Source organism: Litchfieldia salsa, from assembly GCF_900104555.1.
Taxonomy (GTDB): domain Bacteria; phylum Bacillota; class Bacilli; order Bacillales; family Bacillaceae_L; genus Litchfieldia; species Litchfieldia salsa.
On record NZ_FNJU01000001.1, the window covers coordinates 316,088 to 334,033 of the forward strand.

The following is a 17,946-nucleotide window of genomic DNA, read 5'->3' on the forward strand; positions in this document are numbered from 1 at the left end:
GTTAAGGAATAGCATACATATTCACAAAGCTTCTGTATAATCAAAATTGTTTACTCAAAGTTTGTTGTTTTAGACATAAAACATTGAAACGCTAGATACAGCAGGCTGAATACACGTAGACTCCTGCGGGATCAGTGGCCAAAGTGAGACCCCACAGGAGCATTGCGACGAGGAGGCTCACTGGTCACCCGCCGGACGCGGAGTGTATTCAGCCTGCGTCTTTAAAAGGAACAATCTATACGAAAAACAGCCAATCATAAAAACAAAAAAGATGATTCCCCTTTTATCAGGAATCATCTCTTTAAAGTGTACTTATTTTACATCCAACACAAGAATAGTAACTGAATTTGGAGCTAATGTCACGACTGCATGATTGTCCTGTAACTCAAGTTCTGCTTCAATTGGTGTGACTCTTTCATCGTTCTTTTTATTCACATTCGGGACATTAAGAAGCGATTCATCGCCAGTTACTGTCACCATTTTTCCTGTTGAAGCAACATTTAGGTCCTTCAATGTAATCTTTGTTGTTTTTTCAACAGAGTCTGCATTAACAAGCTTCACATACACATGTTGATCATCTTTAGTTACTGAGTTAAAGATTTCATTGTTGTAAGCTTCTAATTTGTAATCTAATACCTTACTTGTTGTCTTTCCGTCTGTGTAAGAGCAGATCAGACGATCACCTGTCCCACCACCATAATTGACTGAAATGTTATAAGGGGTATCGTTTTCTAATTCTTCATAGCAGCTTGCACGAAGGTTTCCGGCTGCTGTACTCGATGAATAGTCTCCTAACGTATAGCCTTGAATTCCCTGCTTATACACCTTCACACCGGTTGCGTTTCCGTTATATCCGATGCTATATTCATGAACATCCTTCTTCTCTGGTGATATATCAGTTAACCCAACACCTACATAGAAGCCGTCTTCACCTGCTATTTTTGTTGCTTCCACTTCGACCTTATAGTTCGTCCAAGCATCGCTCGGGATATATAGACCGTTTAATCCACCGTTTTGTGCTTGTAAAATCAACCCTTTTTCCGGATCAATTTTGTATCCTGTTGAACCTGGGATTACCTCCCAAGACGAATCTAATTCCTTCGTGAAATCTTGGTCAAGTAATACACGCTCACTTTGATTATCCGTTACTTTTACACGCTTCACATGGATTTCTGCATTGCCTGTTGCAATTTCGATTCCTCCACGAGGAGTAAGCTCTGTCAGCTGTCCCTTACGGTAAGTTGAAAACGAAGTCCCCAATAGCTTGGATCCTAAGTATTTAGCAAATAGATGCTGAACATAGTAGTTAGGAGTGTACCAAACTGTTTCATCGTCAAACCAAATTAAATCTGGTGTCCAACGATACGTGCCGTCTGTTAAAACTTTATTAAAAAGTGGCGCATATGCAGCTAATCTTACCACATCCGAATTGCGTTCAAAACCAGTCATCAAAGCTGCTTCCGCAATCGCTCCCGCTAGTGTGTTCTTATCAGTTGAAGCAAATTCACCAACGAAAACCTTCGAGATTTCAGTTTCATTTTTACTGCCATCAGGCTGGTATGCGCGGTCATAATAATTGTACCTGTCAACATTGTTTAACAAATACTCGTTTGAGCGGTAATAATGCTCATCAGCTATTGTATCCATGTAATTTGGTTGTTTTTCATACCAAGTTACCGTTTCTTCCATTACATTTTTTCCGTCCGTAAAAGTTACGGTTTCTGATCCTTCTAGATTACCACTTAAGAACTTCCAACCTTGTTGATATGCATCATCATCAGCTTGTGCACCAACAGTCGAAATGATATGCAATTCATGATCTGGATAATGCTTTACCATATATTCATCAATCGCTGCTTTAAAGTATTCAAAGTTTGCAAAGAATTCAGTGCCCCAATTTTCATTACCAACACCTAAATAGCGAAGGTCGAATGGTGCCTCATGTCCCATCTGCTTTCTTAGTGCAGCCCATTCGTTTTGTTCAAAGTCTGTATTGATGGCAAAATCGATTAAATCAGTGAAGCTCTTAACATAAAACTCTCTTAGCTCTCCGCCTGCAGGATGGACATAGTCAGATCGCGCCTGACAAAGTACACCACAAGCCATGACTGGTAGAGGGATTGCATTTAGGTCCTCAGCTAATTGGAAGTATTCCATATAACCTAATCCCATTGTCATCATATAACCCCATACATTAAAGTTTTCTTTACGTATTTCAATATCACCAACTGAATCCTTCCATTCATACACATTTTCCCAAATAAATGATCCTTCAGATATACATCCTCCAGGGAAACGAAGGAAGGTCGGATGTAAGTCAACCAACGCATTGACTAAGTCCTTTCGTAAACGGTAGTTAGGATTTCCTCGGAAATTAGTATGAGCCGTTTGAGATCTTTCTTCCTCATCAGCACCCCATACATCACGCGGCATTAGTGAAACCATATCGATTGAAATGTCACCATTAAAGGTTAATGCTAGCTGACCAAGTAAAGTTTTAGCTCCAGTTAACGTAATCTTTGAATCAACACCATATTTCTTCCAAGTGTTTCCACCTTCAACTTGTACTGTTACTGTATCACTAACTGATTCTCCATCTTGGTTTTGAAGCTGTACTGTGATGGTTCCTGGGTTTTCTGCTTTGGCCCAGATTGTTAAATCATATTGATCGCCTTTAATAATACTCATTGCACAATGATGATTAGAGTCTGTGAAGCCTTTATTAATGATTGTTGCTCCTGATGTTGCCGTTACATAATGAGAATTAACATCCTGATCAGTAATACCAAAGTGGGTGTTCAATCCACCACTATTTTGAACGGTTACTTTGTCTAGATCGCCAAACCAAGCATGTAGAGGTTTGTGATCTCTCCCTGTCGAGCAACCACACTCACCTGATGCATGTGAATACGTGTCAAATGCGAACGATTCAAATGAACGGTTTTGAACAAGCTCCGCGTAAATACCTCCATCTGCCGCATTATTTATATCTTCATAAAATAAGCCATATAGAGTTTTACTTATATCTAATACTTCATTATTTCCATCAATGGTTAACTCGTGCGTTGGTACCCCTTTAGGGAGAACGGAAATCTCAAATTCCTTTTGCAGTGTGCATTCGCCTTTGCTTAAGGAAGCCGTGTAGGTTAATCCCTTTGGTTCATTCATTTCACCTAGTAAGCCTTCATTTGATAGTGCTTCAGGATTGCTTGATTTCCAAGACACCTTCACCTTCCCGCCCATTAGTGAAGAAGGCAGTGAAAGATCCTTTGACACAATCGTTGTTGGGAATGTTAAATATTTATCCCTAGCAAGCTGAACGATTTCTTCATCTGTCAACGATTCACACATTACCTCAATCACATCGTCTTGTGATAATCCCGCTTTAAAAATGCGGAAATCAGTAAGTGAACCAGAAAAATCATCATCTGCTTCGTGCTGTGATTTACCAATATAATTGTGAATATAGTTATCAGAGTTTGTAAAGCTATCAAACCACTCGCGAAGTTTTGCATAGGTTCCACTAGAGGTTTGACTAATCGAACCATCAGCAACTACTTCACCATTTACATAGATAATAGGTCCAGCACTACTTAATGTACCACCTTCTGTGCCTATTACCGACATTGCAACATGAAGCCATTCTCCGTCAGCATAGGTTCTACTTGCATCTGCAACAAGATCTCCACCTAAAAAACAAACCCCTCTTAAACTTCTAGTCAAGAAAAGGTATGGTCCTGTTGGCCCTTTGCCGAAATCAAAAATTCGTTCCCATACGTTTGTGCCTTTTCTTAAGTAAACCCATGTACTAATCGTAATACCTGTATGGTCACCGATATCCTTAAGCAATTCTTGTGGAAGTTTCAGAAAAGAAGTGCCGGTTTTTCCACCTTTAAGTGTTACAGCAGATCGACCACCAACGGTTTCAATAATAGGTTTGTTAACGCCTTCTGCCGTCGCATCGCTTCCATTTCCAGAGCTATCCTTCCCTATATGTTCAGGGTCATTAAAATAATAATGTGCAATGATGTTTTCACTGTTATGTTTCATTTTTTCTCTCCTTGAAAAGAATTAGCTTTTTTGATAATAAAAGTATGAAAGATTAATATATTTATTAATAACTAACATAATCATAACTTTTATTATCCTACTTTTCAACAGATTTACTCAATTTTTGTTTTTTCTAAAGGCTGCGCTTATAGCCACAGGCGAATACACTCCGCGTCCGGCGGGTGACCAGTGAGCCTCCTCGTCGCTTATGCTCCTGTGGGGTCTCACTTTGGCCATTGGTCCCGCAGGAGTCTACGTGTATTCAGCCTGCTAGAAACGTCCTTTTAATGTTATGTCGAAAACAACTAATTTTAATGAAATAGCATACAAAAAGACCCTGATGATTGCTCAGGGTCTAATTTCTTACATTTATATTTTCATTAATGATCAATCGTTGTTACACATCTGCTAGCTTAACCTTCACTTCACTAGCTACCTCTTTTGTCGCACTCTTCCAATAAAATGTTAAAGTGATTCCTAAAGCGATGATTACAGACGCAAAATAGTAAGGATAGTTAATATCGATATCAAATAACATCCCACCGAGAATCGGTCCTATAATGTTTGCTAAACTTGTAAACATCGAGTTCATTCCTCCAACAAAGCCTTGTTCATTGCCAGCGATATTGGAGAGATAAGATGTAACTGCTGGGCGAAATAAATCGAACCCTACAAAAACAATAAACGTGACAAGCAAAATAGAAAAATAGGAATGAACGACTGTCATTAGAAATACTAGTACACCTGATAATAGTAAACTATAGCGAATCAGCTTAATTTCTCCCCACATTCGAGTAAGTCGCTCAAATAAAATGACTTGTGCAATTGCACCGAAGATTGCGCCACCTGTAATCACAATCGCGATATCAGTTGGTTTAAATTGAAACTTGTGATCAACAAACAAGCTAAAAAACGATTCAAATGCTGCCAAGCCGAATGATGCTATGAAAATTAAAACAAACGCAAAGAAATACCTTGGGACAAACATTCGTTTGAATCCTTTCTTCATTTCTGCTCCCAGTTCAGTTGTTTCTGCTACTCGTTTAGGCTCAGACAATAAAATAATCGAAAGAATCGCTGAAACCGTACCAAGTACTCCTGCGAAATAAAATGGTACACGGGTTCCAAAGTCTGCTAGAAAACCACCAATTCCTGGTCCAATGATAAATCCTGTACTAATTGCCGCTGACATATAACCAAGTGCTTTTGGACGAGTTTCCGTATTTGTTATATCTGCAATATACGCTGTAACAGCTGGCATAATGAAAGCCGCACTTATACCACCTAGAATACGCGATATAAATAATGTTTCAATCTCTTTCCCCATACCAAATAAAAATTCTGACAAGCCGAAAATAAATAACCCTATAACAATCATAATCTTTCGACCAAACTTATCTACTGCTTTCCCTGCAATTGGAGAAAAAATCAACTGTGCAAAAGCAAAAGCTGCTGTTAAATAACCGATTGTTGTTCCTGTGATTCCTAATTCATTCATTAAAGTAGGCAAAACTGGAATGACTAGTCCTATTCCTAAAAATGCAATGAATAAGTTCATTAATAATAAACCCAAGGTAACTTTATATGATTTCATCTTTTCTCATTCTCCTTAACTAAACGAATAACCGTACGATAAAAACACCTTTAATTATCTCGCTCTAATGTAAATATCATTGGGTACTCTTATAAAAGAATTGTAATTTTTCTTTAACAGAATCTCGGTATGACGATTCCTTCCTTTTTTACAATAAACGATGGTGTTACACTATAGTCAAGAGGTGAATGTGAAAATGGATATGAACTTACAAAAAACTCATTTAACAACAGGACAGTTCGCCAAGCTAATGGGGGTAAGCAAGGATACTTTATTTCACTATGATAAAATTGGAATTTTTTCTCCAGAAATGAAGGCAACAAATGGCTACAGGTATTATTCGATCAATCAGTTAGATGTTTTCATTGTGATATCGACTCTTAAAGAATTAGGAATGCCTTTAATAGAAATAAAGAATTACTTGATCAAGAGATCTCCCCATGAATTAATTAATCTCCTTGAAAAAGAAACGAAAAATCTTGATGAAAAAATGAACAAACTACAACGGATGAAATATGTGATGGAAGAGAAAGCAAGACAGACTAAAGCTGCCATCAATACCAACACCTCTGACATCATTCTGGAAGAAAGAGAAGAAGAACGATTCATCTTAACAGAAGCATTACCTTTCACAGGAGAAAAGAGCATATATGATTCAATGATCAAGCACTATGAATTTCTAACAATCCATCATATCGAAACACTTCATTCAGCAGGATGGATGATTGATATTAATCATCTATCGACAAGAGAAAACCCCCGGTATGATTATCTATACACAAGAGTGACAAATACATCGAATCATTATAATTTTATTAAAAAGAAAGGTTCCTATTTAGTTGCTTATCACAATCATGGATATTCAAATATATTCGATACATATGAAGCATTGATAAAGTGTGCTACTAATCGCAACCTTCAACCCCAAGGATATTTCTATGAGGAAGTACTGTTGGATGAGCTTTCCATCAAGGGATATGAGGATTATTTGATTGAGGTTTCTGTTCAGGTTTTACAATAGAGGTGTTTTAAAAAAATCATTGATCACCAAAATAGCTTATCCAAAATAACCAACAAGAAAAATTTTATAAACCTTTCAACTTTGTAGGCTTTCTTCATACAATGCTTTTAGAGGTGATAAAATTGGTTAGAGTAAAATACACAGACAAGGATATCGATTTAGTAGCCAGAATGATGAGGGCGGAAGCCGAAGGTGAAGGAAAACAAGGGATGTTAATGGTTGGAAATGTAATTGTAAACCGACTTAAAGCAGATTGTTTAGACTTCAGAGATTTAAAAACAATCTCCCATGTTATTTATCAAATACAAGGGGGAAATTACTCTTTTGAAGCTGTACAAAAAGGAAATGTCTTTTACAACAGAGCAAGAGAAGTAGAAAAAAGGTTAGCTAAACAGACCTTAGACTACTGGAGGGAACATCCTTCTAAATATTCTCTCTGGTACTTCAATCCAAGTGGAGAATGCCCACCAACATGGTACAATCAACCATTTACAGGACAATATAAACAACATTGCTATTATGAACCAATACCTAATACATGTGAAGGTGCTTATCGATACTAAACGAATAGTAAGAAAAGCGCAAGCGCCTTGTTCAGCCCCGACAGGCATAAGGCGAATCACGCAGGAAATCCTGATTTCTGGAGTGATTTGACTTATGACCCCGAGGGGCTAGGCGCTGGAGCTAGACACTAAAACTAAGTTCGAAATTTTATACTTTCTTATCCATGAACAAAGGGACGGTTCTCACGTATCATTATGATACGTGAGAACCGTCCCTTTGTTTTATTTTTTGTATCTTCCTGGTATATACTTTTCACTTGCTTTGAAGTTGTATACTGGTTTGATTACGCATGAAATGTCGGCGGTTTCTTCGATTTTTTCTAAGATTTCATTCATTGGCTTGTAGGCCATTGGGGCTTCATCAAGGGTTTCTTCAGACACTGATGTCGTCCAAATCCCCTCCATCGTTTTAACAAACTCATTCATATCTAACGTTTTCATTGCCTTTGACCGACTCAATACACGTCCTGCTCCGTGTGGTGCTGAATAATTCCAATCCTCATTCCCTTTACCAACTGCCAAAATTGAACCATCTCTCATGTTCATCGGAATGATAAGCCTTTCTCCTTTTTGTGCAGAAACTGCCCCTTTTCGTAAAATCAAGTTCTCTGTATCAATATAATTGTGAACTGTATCGAAACGGTCCAGTTCCTCAAATCTCATATTCTCAGTAATAGATCTTGCGATTTCTTCACGGTTCGCTTTTGCAAATGCTTGTGCTAACCTCATGTCATGCATATAATGATGGAAGTCCTCTCCTTCCAAATATGCTAAATCATCTGGAATGACTGGATTCTTATCCTTATACCTTTGAATCGCTGGTTGGATTTCTCTTTCTCGTCCTTCGGCTTTTAATCGTTGGATCAAATCAGTTAACCCATGTGTACGAAGCTTTGAGATAGCTACTTTTTGATAGTAGTTTGCGATCTTTGCCCCAACATAACGGCTTCCCGTATGGATAGTTAAGTAATGATGTTCTTCAGAATCAACAGACACTTCAATAAAGTGATTTCCCCCACCTAACGTTCCCAAACTGTACAGACTTTTATCTTGGTTCAATATGTGCTTAGCTTTAAACTCTTCTCTGGCTGGGAAATCGGTATTTATAAAAGATACAGTTTCCTCTGTATGAAGCTCATGTCCACTTGGGACATATGTTCGAATAACATGATCAAGCTTGTTAAAATCAACTTTTTTATCTTGCAGCTTAACGGTCAAGACACCGCAGCCGACATCGACCCCAACCAAGTTAGGTACAACCTTATCCTTTAGCTCAATAGTCGTTCCAATCACACAGCCTTTTCCAGCATGATAGTCTGGCATAATACGAATCTTTGAATCCTTTAAAAAAGGTTGATTACATAACTCTTGTATTTGCTCAACCGCCGTCTCCTGTGAATAATTCGAAAATACCTTAGCTTCTGTTTGCGATCCCTTTACTTTAATCACTTTACTTACCTCCTTGAAAAGGGGGGACGGTTCTCGTGTTTCAAACACTCTTATTTCCCCTTTCGTTCATTTTGTATTTTTCTTATTTACTATTCCACTAGTATAATGACACACTAGATTTATTATCGACGGTCCTGTACCTCGTCTCAAAAAATAACTATAATCCTGTGTTACTCCATTTATTCCTTATGGATATATTACATTACATATTCTGTTAATTCTATACAATTATTTCAAATATAATTGAAACAAGGGGGGCGGTTCTTACGTTTAAAATGAAACGTGAGAACCGTCCCCTTTTCCCTTGTCAATAGACTTACAAGTACATATAATGAATGGAACTAGTAAGAGCTGTAAGTGTTCCTACTTTGTCTTTAAATACAACATTAATGGAGGATTTAGGTCTTCTATCAATGTCTATTAAGTACTAACAATATGTTTAAGTGAGGTTTACTAGAATTATGGTTAAAATCAACTATAAAAAAAGATGGCATAAGTTTTTCATATTGGGTCTATTATTTGTCATTCTTGTCATAGTAGCGGTTTTTATATACGTAAATGCTGTTACTTACCAACCATCTCCACAAGCTCATACCGCCTTTCAAAGTGATAAACAGGTCCTTGTTACCGAGGTGAATGATGGGTATAAATTCGAACCAGTTATTGGAGAAAGTAAAGAGCCCAATATCATTTTTTATCCTGGAGGGTTAGTCGAGCCAGTCAGTTATTCCCCATTAGCAAGAGAACTAGCAAAGGCTGGGCATCGGGTTTATATTGCTGACATGCCATTAAACCTTGCCATATTTGGTCAAAATAAGGCGGACTCTTTTCTTAGAGAATATCCTGAGGAATCATTTGTAATTGGCGGACATTCGTTAGGGGGAGTATTTGCAGCAAGATATGCTTTAGAACATAAGGAGAACTTTAAGGGAGTCTTCTTCCTCGCCTCATATGCAGATGAAGGTGGATCAATTAAAGATACAGAGTTATCAGTACTCCAAATTACGGGATCAAACGATGCTGTTCTGAATAAGGAAAAATGGGAAAGCTTAAAAAGTAATTTACCTACGAATACCACTTATATGACGATAGATGGTGGAAATCATGGACAGTTCGGGTCGTATGGCATGCAGGCTAATGACAATAAACCAACTATCTCAGAAAGCATACAAATAGAAAGAACTGTTAAGGCAATGGAAGATTGGTTTTCTCAAATGAACTTAACACAATAAGTAGCCGCTCTTTTGAATGAAGGGGCACTTACTTCCTAATGGACGAAATCATTACGGCACCACGGTTTGTCTAATACAGGCTTTCTATTGGACAAAATCACTTCACGGTACCGGCGGTTTGTCTGATATAGGCTTCCTATTGGACAAAATCGCTTCACGGCACTGGCGGTTTGTCTAATACAGGCTTCCTATTGGACAAAATCGCTTCACGGCACTGGCGGTTTGTCTAATACAGGCTCCCTATTGGACAAAATCGCTTCACGGCACTGGCGGTTTGTCTAATACAGGCTTCCTATTGGACAAAATCACTTCACGGCACCACCGGTTGTCTGATACAAACTTTCTATTGGACAAAATCGCTTCACGGCACCGGCGGTTTGTCTAATACAGGCTTCCTATTGGACAAAATCACTTCACGATACCACCTGTTTGTCTGATACTTGTCTGATGCTGGACCTCTTCTACTTATAATAAAAAGACGATTGCTCAATTGAACAACCGCTTTCTGCAGCTACTTACTTTTTTCAACAACTTGAAGACGCGTTTCAGTTTGAGTTGATTTGATGTACTTCACAAAGATGAAACGTACAAGAGGTCCCATAATTAGAATTTGTAGTGGTAATGCCATCAATAGATTTTTACCAAGCACAGACAGGTAATCACCAATGATAAAGTTAGAAGTATAACCAGTGTGAATGATTTGTGTAGCTAACCCAAATATAGACATGAACGAAGCCATTCCGACCACCATGAAGGTTGAAATTGCTAAAATCGTATATAGTTTATTAGTAGATTTTGCCGTTAATTTCAAAGCTATTTTTTTTGCATTCGGACCCACAAGAAACAGATCAAGTAGTAGTGCAATGATAAATGCAAAAATTAAATCGGTCACTACTGCAATGAATGTCATCTCACCAAACATTCCATTTAAGTATAAATTATAAAACGTCATCACTACTACCATTCCAAAACACATAATCGTTCCAAAATAAAAACTTTCTTTCTTCGTTGTTGGCATTTTCATCATCCCTTCTTTGATACTTAGCTATTATAGCTATCATATAAAAAGGCATGTAAGTGAACATTTTGTGAACTTTTTGTAAAAACCTATCAAAATGGTGCCTGGCACCATCAATGATTATTCGCTCTCTTCTTCACGTTGGTATTCTAAAAGGTCTCCGGGTTGACAGTCTAACGCCTTACAAATCGCTTCTAAGGTAGAGAGTCGAACCGCTTTTGCCTTCCCATTTTTCAAGATTGAAAGGTTCGCCATCGTGATACCTACTCTCTCGGAAAGCTCTGTTACGCTCATTTTCCTTTTCGCTAACATTACATCAATATTAATAATAATTGCCATAGTTTTTCACCTCAGACTATTAAGTCATTCTCTGATTTTATATCGATGGCTTCTTGTAGGAGTCTTTGAAGAACAGCAGCGAATACCGCAATTACCATGGGAGCAAAGATCATCGCCATTCCAACGAGGATCAGACCTGGTGCGTCATCAACCTCTGCTAAAACATAGACGAATGGGATTGCTACTACATATAAACCACTGATTATAAGTGCACAATTCTTGATTTTCTTTAAAGCTGTTACAGATAAATCTGAGAAAGCCTGATTTTTATCGATATAGCTTAACAGGTTAAAAGATTGATACAAAGCGAAGTAAAATGGTACCGCTGAAACATACATCACCATTAAAATCGCATAAATAGCAAAAGCTAAATCTGAACCTCTTGCTGCTGCTTCATTTGCTTCCTCCGTGATTTGAGGTAATAAAAATAAACACAGAGCAAGCACAGGAATACCAATACAAATAACAGCTATCCTCAAAAATAGGGTTGAACTTCGTTTCATATGAACACCTCATTTATTTTTTGTCATTATGAATTTACCACACTTTTTATTGTTTTACAATAAAACATTATTGTTTTTTATGTTATTGTTATTGAAATTGAATTATTCATGCAAATGACCAGAAGCAAGCTAAGATGAATTTTATCATAAAAAAGCCGATTCCCTAAACGTAGGAATCGACTTTTAAATATGACTTGAAAACTACTAACCTAAGATCAGTCGCTCTCCTTAACTCCACCAGAAAGTAAATTATACTTGAGTTTTTTCTTGAAAATTAATTCTCTCCCCACATACACTCTACAATTTAAGCTGATGAGTCCACCCAGTTTAACCTTTATTACTTGAGGTTGATTTTGTACGACAATCGTACCTTTCAACGTTTGAGATGGAGCAAGCCAAGTTGACACACCATTTCTTTTTTTCTCTGACACTAGTTCACCATTTATGAACAATTGTTCATGATTATAACGATTTACGATTTGAATCTCATTATTTTCATAAGTTAAATTCCACGTTTTCTCGAAATCCTTCGTTGCACTTGCTATCATTTCATCCCATGTTTCATGATCCTGCTCTTTAGATTCCTTTTCTTCAGTGTTTTTATTTTTCTTAAATCGACTAGCAATCCATTCAACTAAGAAAATAAAAATAAACATAGATATGATCATAGCAAAAAAGTTATCAAACATAGTACCTTCTGTAATTTTTCCGTAGGAATAGCCGATTATAACAAATACAACTAAATAAAAAATAAATTTAAACAATAATGTCACTCTCCTATAAATCTAAAACATTCTGTGTTTATTATACCATTTATTGTTTTTATAATATTACTTTGTCTTACATATATGTAATCTATTGGTGCTACTACCCTTAAAATGCTAGCCTTCGATTTATTGGTTTCTTATTGATTAGATTCAATGAAAAGAACCAAGTTTTTCTAAACATTCACATATTCATTCCACTTATTGGTGAAATTAAAGTAACAATACGATTATGGAGAATAGAGATGAAACTTACTTCCCCACCGTTTTTTAAAAAGAAGAAACAAAAGAAGTCTCAAGAGAGTCCTTCTGATTCGAATTCTGAACAGAAGGTAACCATGTTTGAAAATCTAGATGAAAGCATGACCTTTATTAAACAAGCATTTTCAAATACAGACGATCTAATCGTAAAAAAGATTCAAAATAGAGATACAAACGGGTTTCTCGTTTATTTAGATACGATGACAGACAGTGAGAAGATACAGAAGAATATTCTAAAACCTCTGATGGAGGCAAGCAATGATCACTTAACTAATGTTCTTTTTTCTACTTTTAAAAGTTTGAATTTCTTAAATAAAGCACATATAGAGCTTCTGAATGGATCTTGTCTCTTCTTTTTGGAGGGTGAACAACAATTCTATAGCCTAAATGTGGCGTTATCAAAAGATCGTTCAGTCGAGGAACCGTCCAATGAACAAGTTATTTCGGGATCTCATGAAGGCTTTGTCGAAACTCATATTACAAATCTTCACTTAGTACGGAAAGCACTTAAAACACCAGCCTTAAAATTAGAACATGTAACCGTAGGGGACCAAATTCCTTCAAAGTTAACACTTGTTTATCGGGAGGATCTTGCCAATAAAGAAATCATTGAAGAGTTTAAAAAAAGAGTGGAAAACACCTCAATCGACCATATACCTAGCTTTGGATTTCTCCAAGAACTAATTGAAGATTCAACATGGTCACCCTTTCCACAGATCTTGTATACAGAAAGAGTGGATCGTGTAGTAGGTCATATAAATGAAGGGAGAGTTTCCGTTCTTATTGAGGGTAGTCCCTCTTGTCTCATTATTCCAGTTACCTTTTTTGCCTTTTTCCAATCCCCAGATGATTATAATTCTCGGTGGATGATCGGTTCTTTTGTTCGTACCTTGAGATTATTAAGTATTGCAATCGCTGTAAATCTTCCTGCAGTTTATATTGCGATTATCGGTTTTCATTTTGAAGTTCTGCCAGATGAATTAGTTCTCCCTGTTATCAGTTCGATTCGAAATATACCTTTCCCCCCTTTAATCGAAGCTCTTATTATGGAATTGACGATTGAGCTAATTCGTGAAGCTGGGGTAAGGCTTCCTTCGAGAATCGGTCAAACCATTGGTATTGTAGGAGGACTTGTTATTGGGGACGCGGTTGTACGTGCGGGTTTAATTTCCAACACGATGATTGTTGTCGTTGCCATCACTGCCGTTGCAGCCTATAGCATTCCAACAACTCCAATGAGTGATGCTGTTCGATTTTTACGCTTTCCTCTTATGCTCTTATCATCAACATTTGGATTTGTAGGAATTGTTATTGGGACCATCTTTATCTTAGCTCATTTATGTAGACTAGAATCGTTTGGAACCCCTTACTTTGCTCCCTGGGCACCATTTCAGCTACAAGATATTAAAGACACCTTTATCCGTCTGCCTGTTTGGAAGTTCAATACCCGTCCATTAGAAACAAAAGCGCAGTCACTAGGAAAACAATCTTCAGCAAGGGAGTGGAAAACGAATGAAAGGCGACATAAATAAAATCACGAATAATCAACTGATTTTTATGATTATCCAAGCTCAAATTGGGGTAGGAATTCTTTCCTTGCCCCATGATGTCGCCGTAGTTGCTAAACAGGATGGATGGATTTCCACTCTTATCGCTGGATTGATTTCACAAGCCATTATTATCATCCTTTGGTTACTATGTAGAAGATTCCCCTCTCTTTCTTTATATAAAATCCTTCCTAAATTACTAGGAAAGATTATAGGAAACATCATCATTCTCTTCTACTCTCTTTACTTTATGATTACGGGTTCTCTAGTGTTGGCTCGATATAATGATATTATCGATAAATGGATACTGCCTCAAACTCCCAATTGGGTAACCATGGTATTAATTCTACTCACTTGTATTTATATTGTGAGTGCTGGTTTAACAAGTATTGCAAGATTTTATACCCTTGTTTCACCGGTCTTACTTCTATTGTTTATTTTGATTATGTATAGTATGAAAGATGCGAATTTCCTCTATATTTTACCTATAGGCGATCAGGGCATCCCGACTTTATTTCAAGGTTCAAAAGAAGCAGCTTTCTCCATGTTAGGGTTTGAGTTATTTCTATTTATTCACCCACATGTACAATCGTCAATGAAGGACAAACTTAAAGCCATGACGATCGCAAATACATTTGTGACTCTATTTTATACATTTATGGTGTTTGCAGCATTAGTCTATTTTGAAACAAATGCAGATATTGCACTCACACCAGAGCCATTATTATATATGATTAAAGCCTATTCGTTTCAAATCTTAGAACGAACAGACCTTTTTTTCTTATCCTTATGGTTAATGGTCGTTGCTACTTCAATCGCGAACTGGTTATTATTATCTTCCATGGGACTATCAAGCTTAGTAAAAAAAAGTTACGCACCCTTTCTCCCACTAGTAGCCGGATTTTATCTAGTTTTAGCACTTATTCCAGACCGTGATAAAGATTTCGAAAGCTTTAATCAATTTCTTGGACCGAGCCATTATATTTTTATTATCTTGATTCCTTTATTACTATTAATCAGTTCAATCGTCTTTTCCAAGAAAGATGAGGTGGAAGAAACATGAGAGTTAAACAACTATTTATCATTCTCCTTTGTGTCCTACTAACAGGATGTTGGGACCAACATTTAATGAAGAATGCGATACTCGTACAAGTATTAACTTATGATCTCTCAGAAAAGGACGAATTTTTATTAGGGATTTCAATTCCTATCATTGAAGGGGGTTCTGGAGGTTCCGAACTTTCTGTTACAAGTGAAACATTCTCCGCTACCGGTTTCACACCAAGGGACTCCAGAAAAAAGATAGCTCGTGAAATATCCGGAGTATTAGATACCTCTAAAAATAAATTAATTCTCTTTGGTGACAGGATGGCCACAAACGATATTTATCCTACATTAGATGTCATTTGGCGTGATTCAAGAAATTCATTAGGTGCTACTCTTGCCATTGTAGACGGCAAGGCCCTTGAGATTCTAGAAATCGAACCAAAACATAAACCTAACGTAAGTGAATATTTTCACGATGCCCTTACAAGTGCAGAAACAAATACCATTATTCCACCTGAAACCATTCAAACACTTGCATCAGAAATACTTGATCCAGGTGAAGATGTTGTTCTCCCCTACTTGAAGGCAAATAGTAAGAAGAGTGCAATTGTAGTTGGACTTGCTCTAATGGATGATCGAAAATATGTTGGAAATTTATCACCTCAAGATTCAACACTTCTCCTTTTAATGAATAATAAAAAAGGAAAGTTCGCGCGTTTTACTAAGAAAGTAAACGAAAAAGAGAAATACGATTATAATAACTATCTTTCTTTCAATGTGGAAAAGAATAAACGTGACTTTAAGGTAGAAGTGAACGAAGGACAGGTTATGGTTTCACTTAACCTAAAGATGATGATCAATGTTGATGAATATCCTAAAGGAAATGTACCAGAGGAGATAGATAGACTTAATAAGGTCTTAACCGAAGAGCTTACAAAGGATGCGAATGATCTTATTGCCACATTACAAGAAAAGAATTGTGATGTGTTTGGAATTGGCAGAAGATTGATGGCCTTTTATCCTGACACTTGGGAAAAGCTTGATCAAAAGGAGTATTTTAAAGATATTACATTTAATACGAAGGTGGATGTAACGATAGTCTCGCATGGTATTGTTATGTAAAGCAAGGCTGTTTTAAAAGATCAATATTCTTTTATCTCTCCAGTTACAGTACAATGGATTTATAATCTAAGATATTTGCTGGCACTCTGAAGAGAGGAAGATAAGATGTCACTTGAATTAGACTTATCTCTTTTAATTATTTTAATTGTCTTTGGATTTTTAGCTTCGTTTATTGATTCAGTTGTTGGGGGCGGTGGACTAATCGCTTTACCTGCACTATTGTTTACAGGTCTTAGCCCAGCATCAGCAGTTGCAACAAATAAATTAGTTGGGACAATGGGCTCTTTAACTAGTACATTGATGTTTTATCGTTCTGGAAAGTTAGAATTGAAATCAGTCTATAAGTTCTTCCCACTTGTATTTATTGGGTCAATGGTAGGTGCGTGGACTGTTTCCTTGATGAATCCTGAAGTACTTAAACCATTGATGTTGATTATGCTCGCTACTGTTGCGATTTACACCATTTTCAAGAAGGATTGGGGAAGCATCTCAACCTACAAAAAATTATCCTCGCGCAACTTCATTGTTTTTATGGTGATCATCACTGCCATTGGTTTTTATGATGGCTTTCTTGGTCCTGGAACAGGTTCATTTTTAATGTTTGCTTTCTTAATGATTGGATTTGATTTTATAAAAGCAGCTGGGAATGCAAAATTTCTGAACTTCGGCAGTAATATAGCCGGCTTATTAATGTTCATGTATTTAGGAGAAGTGAATTATACATACGGCTTACCTATGGCAATAGCTGGGATTGCTGGTTCAATTTGTGGCTCGATGTTCGCGATTAAAAAGGGCAGTGGATATGTTCGAACATTGTTCATTACAGTAACCTTTTTACTACTTGCTAAGAATCTATATGACCTATTCTTTTGATACATGGGGACGGTTCTCACGTTCTAAATGAAACGTGAGAACCGTCCCCGTGTTATTCTACTTTTACAACAATTGTATAAGATACTTCGTTGTTGTTCCAACGGGATATTATTTCATATATATATTCTCCCTGTTCAACAGGTGCTATGAATTCGTTATCTTCTAGTTTAACTTCCTTTTCTGGTTCTTTATCATTCCACTGAATGGCAGTTATGTTTGACTCTTTTATATCAGTTTTAAATGCAAGAGTACTATTTGGTGCTACTTTTATAGGTTCTAATGTTTCTGCTATTTGGTTAGGACTCGCGCTATCTGTTGTGACCACTTCTGTTTCTAGCCCTACCTTTCTTTCTAGATGAAATCCTCCTGTCTGCAATTTTGCTTTGTGATGATCAATGATGATATATCCATTTGGAATTTTCAACTCTTCGTCAGTAGCGTTTCCTTGCAAAGAACAACCCGAGATATAGATAATGAACGAACATACCAATATACTGAAATGTTTCATCATACCCCCTCCTTCTCTTATTTAGACGACAAAAGAAGTAAATGGTTACAACAAT

At 36.9% G+C, this 17,946-nt stretch carries 15 protein-coding genes; 7 read left to right on the forward strand and 8 right to left on the reverse strand.

Annotation, left to right across the window (positions count from 1 at the left end):
- Positions 1-312: 312 nt before the first annotated feature.
- Both BLQ56_RS01420 and BLQ56_RS01425 read right to left on the reverse strand, forming a co-directional pair.
- The gene (locus BLQ56_RS01420) at positions 313-4,050 is read right to left on the reverse strand and encodes an alpha-L-arabinofuranosidase C-terminal domain-containing protein (protein ID WP_090849348.1); all 3,738 of its coding nucleotides are present in this window, start codon (positions 4,048-4,050) and stop codon (positions 313-315) included.
- A gap of 397 nt (positions 4,051-4,447) precedes the next feature.
- The gene (locus BLQ56_RS01425; protein ID WP_090849349.1) at positions 4,448-5,644 is read right to left on the reverse strand and encodes an MFS transporter; all 1,197 of its coding nucleotides are present in this window, start codon (positions 5,642-5,644) and stop codon (positions 4,448-4,450) included.
- 196 nt (positions 5,645-5,840) lie between these two features.
- Here BLQ56_RS01425 and BLQ56_RS01430 point away from each other — a divergent pair, with 196 nt between their 5' ends.
- Together BLQ56_RS01430 and BLQ56_RS01435 are read left to right on the forward strand one after the other, a co-directional pair.
- A complete protein-coding gene (locus BLQ56_RS01430; protein WP_090849350.1) occupies positions 5,841-6,665 on the forward strand; it encodes a MerR family transcriptional regulator in 825 nt (274 codons plus the stop codon).
- 122 nt (positions 6,666-6,787) lie between these two features.
- Positions 6,788-7,228 carry a cell wall hydrolase gene (locus tag BLQ56_RS01435; RefSeq protein WP_090849351.1) on the forward strand — a complete coding sequence of 147 codons (441 nt, stop codon included), beginning with the start codon at positions 6,788-6,790 and terminating at the stop codon, positions 7,226-7,228.
- Positions 7,229-7,450: 222 nt separating this feature from the next.
- On the opposite strand, the gene BLQ56_RS01440 is transcribed toward BLQ56_RS01435, so the two are convergent.
- The gene (locus BLQ56_RS01440) at positions 7,451-8,677 is read right to left on the reverse strand and encodes an RtcB family protein (protein WP_090849352.1); all 1,227 of its coding nucleotides are present in this window, start codon (positions 8,675-8,677) and stop codon (positions 7,451-7,453) included.
- A 461-nt stretch (positions 8,678-9,138) separates the two neighbouring features.
- On the opposite strand from BLQ56_RS01440, the gene BLQ56_RS01445 reads away from it, so the two are divergent.
- On the forward strand, positions 9,139-9,909 hold the full coding sequence (locus tag BLQ56_RS01445) for an alpha/beta fold hydrolase (RefSeq protein ID WP_090849353.1): 771 nt from the start codon (positions 9,139-9,141) through the stop codon (positions 9,907-9,909).
- Positions 9,910-10,420: 511 nt separating this feature from the next.
- On the opposite strand, the gene BLQ56_RS01450 is transcribed toward BLQ56_RS01445, so the two are convergent.
- The 4 genes from BLQ56_RS01450 to BLQ56_RS01465 all read right to left on the reverse strand — a co-directional run bounded on the left by BLQ56_RS01450 (position 10,421) and on the right by BLQ56_RS01465 (position 12,533).
- Positions 10,421-10,927: a DUF2798 domain-containing protein gene (locus BLQ56_RS01450; protein ID WP_090849354.1), complete on the reverse strand. Its 507-nt coding sequence runs from the start codon at positions 10,925-10,927 to the stop codon at positions 10,421-10,423.
- Between the two features lie 120 nt (positions 10,928-11,047).
- The gene (locus BLQ56_RS01455) at positions 11,048-11,266 is read right to left on the reverse strand and encodes a helix-turn-helix domain-containing protein (protein ID WP_090849355.1); all 219 of its coding nucleotides are present in this window, start codon (positions 11,264-11,266) and stop codon (positions 11,048-11,050) included.
- An 11-nt stretch (positions 11,267-11,277) separates the two neighbouring features.
- Complete coding sequence (locus tag BLQ56_RS01460; RefSeq protein ID WP_090849356.1) at positions 11,278-11,769, reverse strand: DUF2975 domain-containing protein; 492 nt, start codon at positions 11,767-11,769, stop codon at positions 11,278-11,280.
- Between the two features lie 215 nt (positions 11,770-11,984).
- Positions 11,985-12,533, reverse strand: coding sequence for a hypothetical protein (locus tag BLQ56_RS01465; RefSeq protein WP_090849357.1), 549 nt, complete (start codon positions 12,531-12,533; stop codon positions 11,985-11,987).
- A gap of 245 nt (positions 12,534-12,778) precedes the next feature.
- Between BLQ56_RS01465 and BLQ56_RS01470 the strand changes: the two genes are divergently transcribed.
- The 4 genes from BLQ56_RS01470 (at position 12,779) to BLQ56_RS01485 (ending at position 17,383) form a co-directional block, all read left to right on the forward strand.
- Entirely contained in the window at positions 12,779-14,326 is a 1,548-nt protein-coding gene (locus tag BLQ56_RS01470) for a spore germination protein (RefSeq protein WP_090849358.1), read from the forward strand.
- Positions 14,307-15,404, forward strand: coding sequence for a GerAB/ArcD/ProY family transporter (locus BLQ56_RS01475; protein WP_090849359.1), 1,098 nt, complete (start codon positions 14,307-14,309; stop codon positions 15,402-15,404). The genes BLQ56_RS01470 and BLQ56_RS01475 overlap by 20 nt, the downstream gene beginning before the upstream one ends.
- Positions 15,401-16,510: a Ger(x)C family spore germination protein gene (locus BLQ56_RS01480; RefSeq protein ID WP_090849360.1), complete on the forward strand. Its 1,110-nt coding sequence runs from the start codon at positions 15,401-15,403 to the stop codon at positions 16,508-16,510. The genes BLQ56_RS01475 and BLQ56_RS01480 overlap by 4 nt, the downstream gene beginning before the upstream one ends.
- A gap of 105 nt (positions 16,511-16,615) precedes the next feature.
- Positions 16,616-17,383, forward strand: coding sequence for a TSUP family transporter (locus tag BLQ56_RS01485; protein WP_090849361.1), 768 nt, complete (start codon positions 16,616-16,618; stop codon positions 17,381-17,383).
- Between the two features lie 52 nt (positions 17,384-17,435).
- Here BLQ56_RS01485 and BLQ56_RS01490 read toward each other — a convergent pair whose 3' ends face one another.
- Positions 17,436-17,891, reverse strand: a complete 456-nt coding sequence (locus BLQ56_RS01490; protein WP_090849362.1) for a hypothetical protein — start codon at positions 17,889-17,891, stop codon at positions 17,436-17,438.
- Between the last annotated feature and the right edge of the window lie 55 nt (positions 17,892-17,946).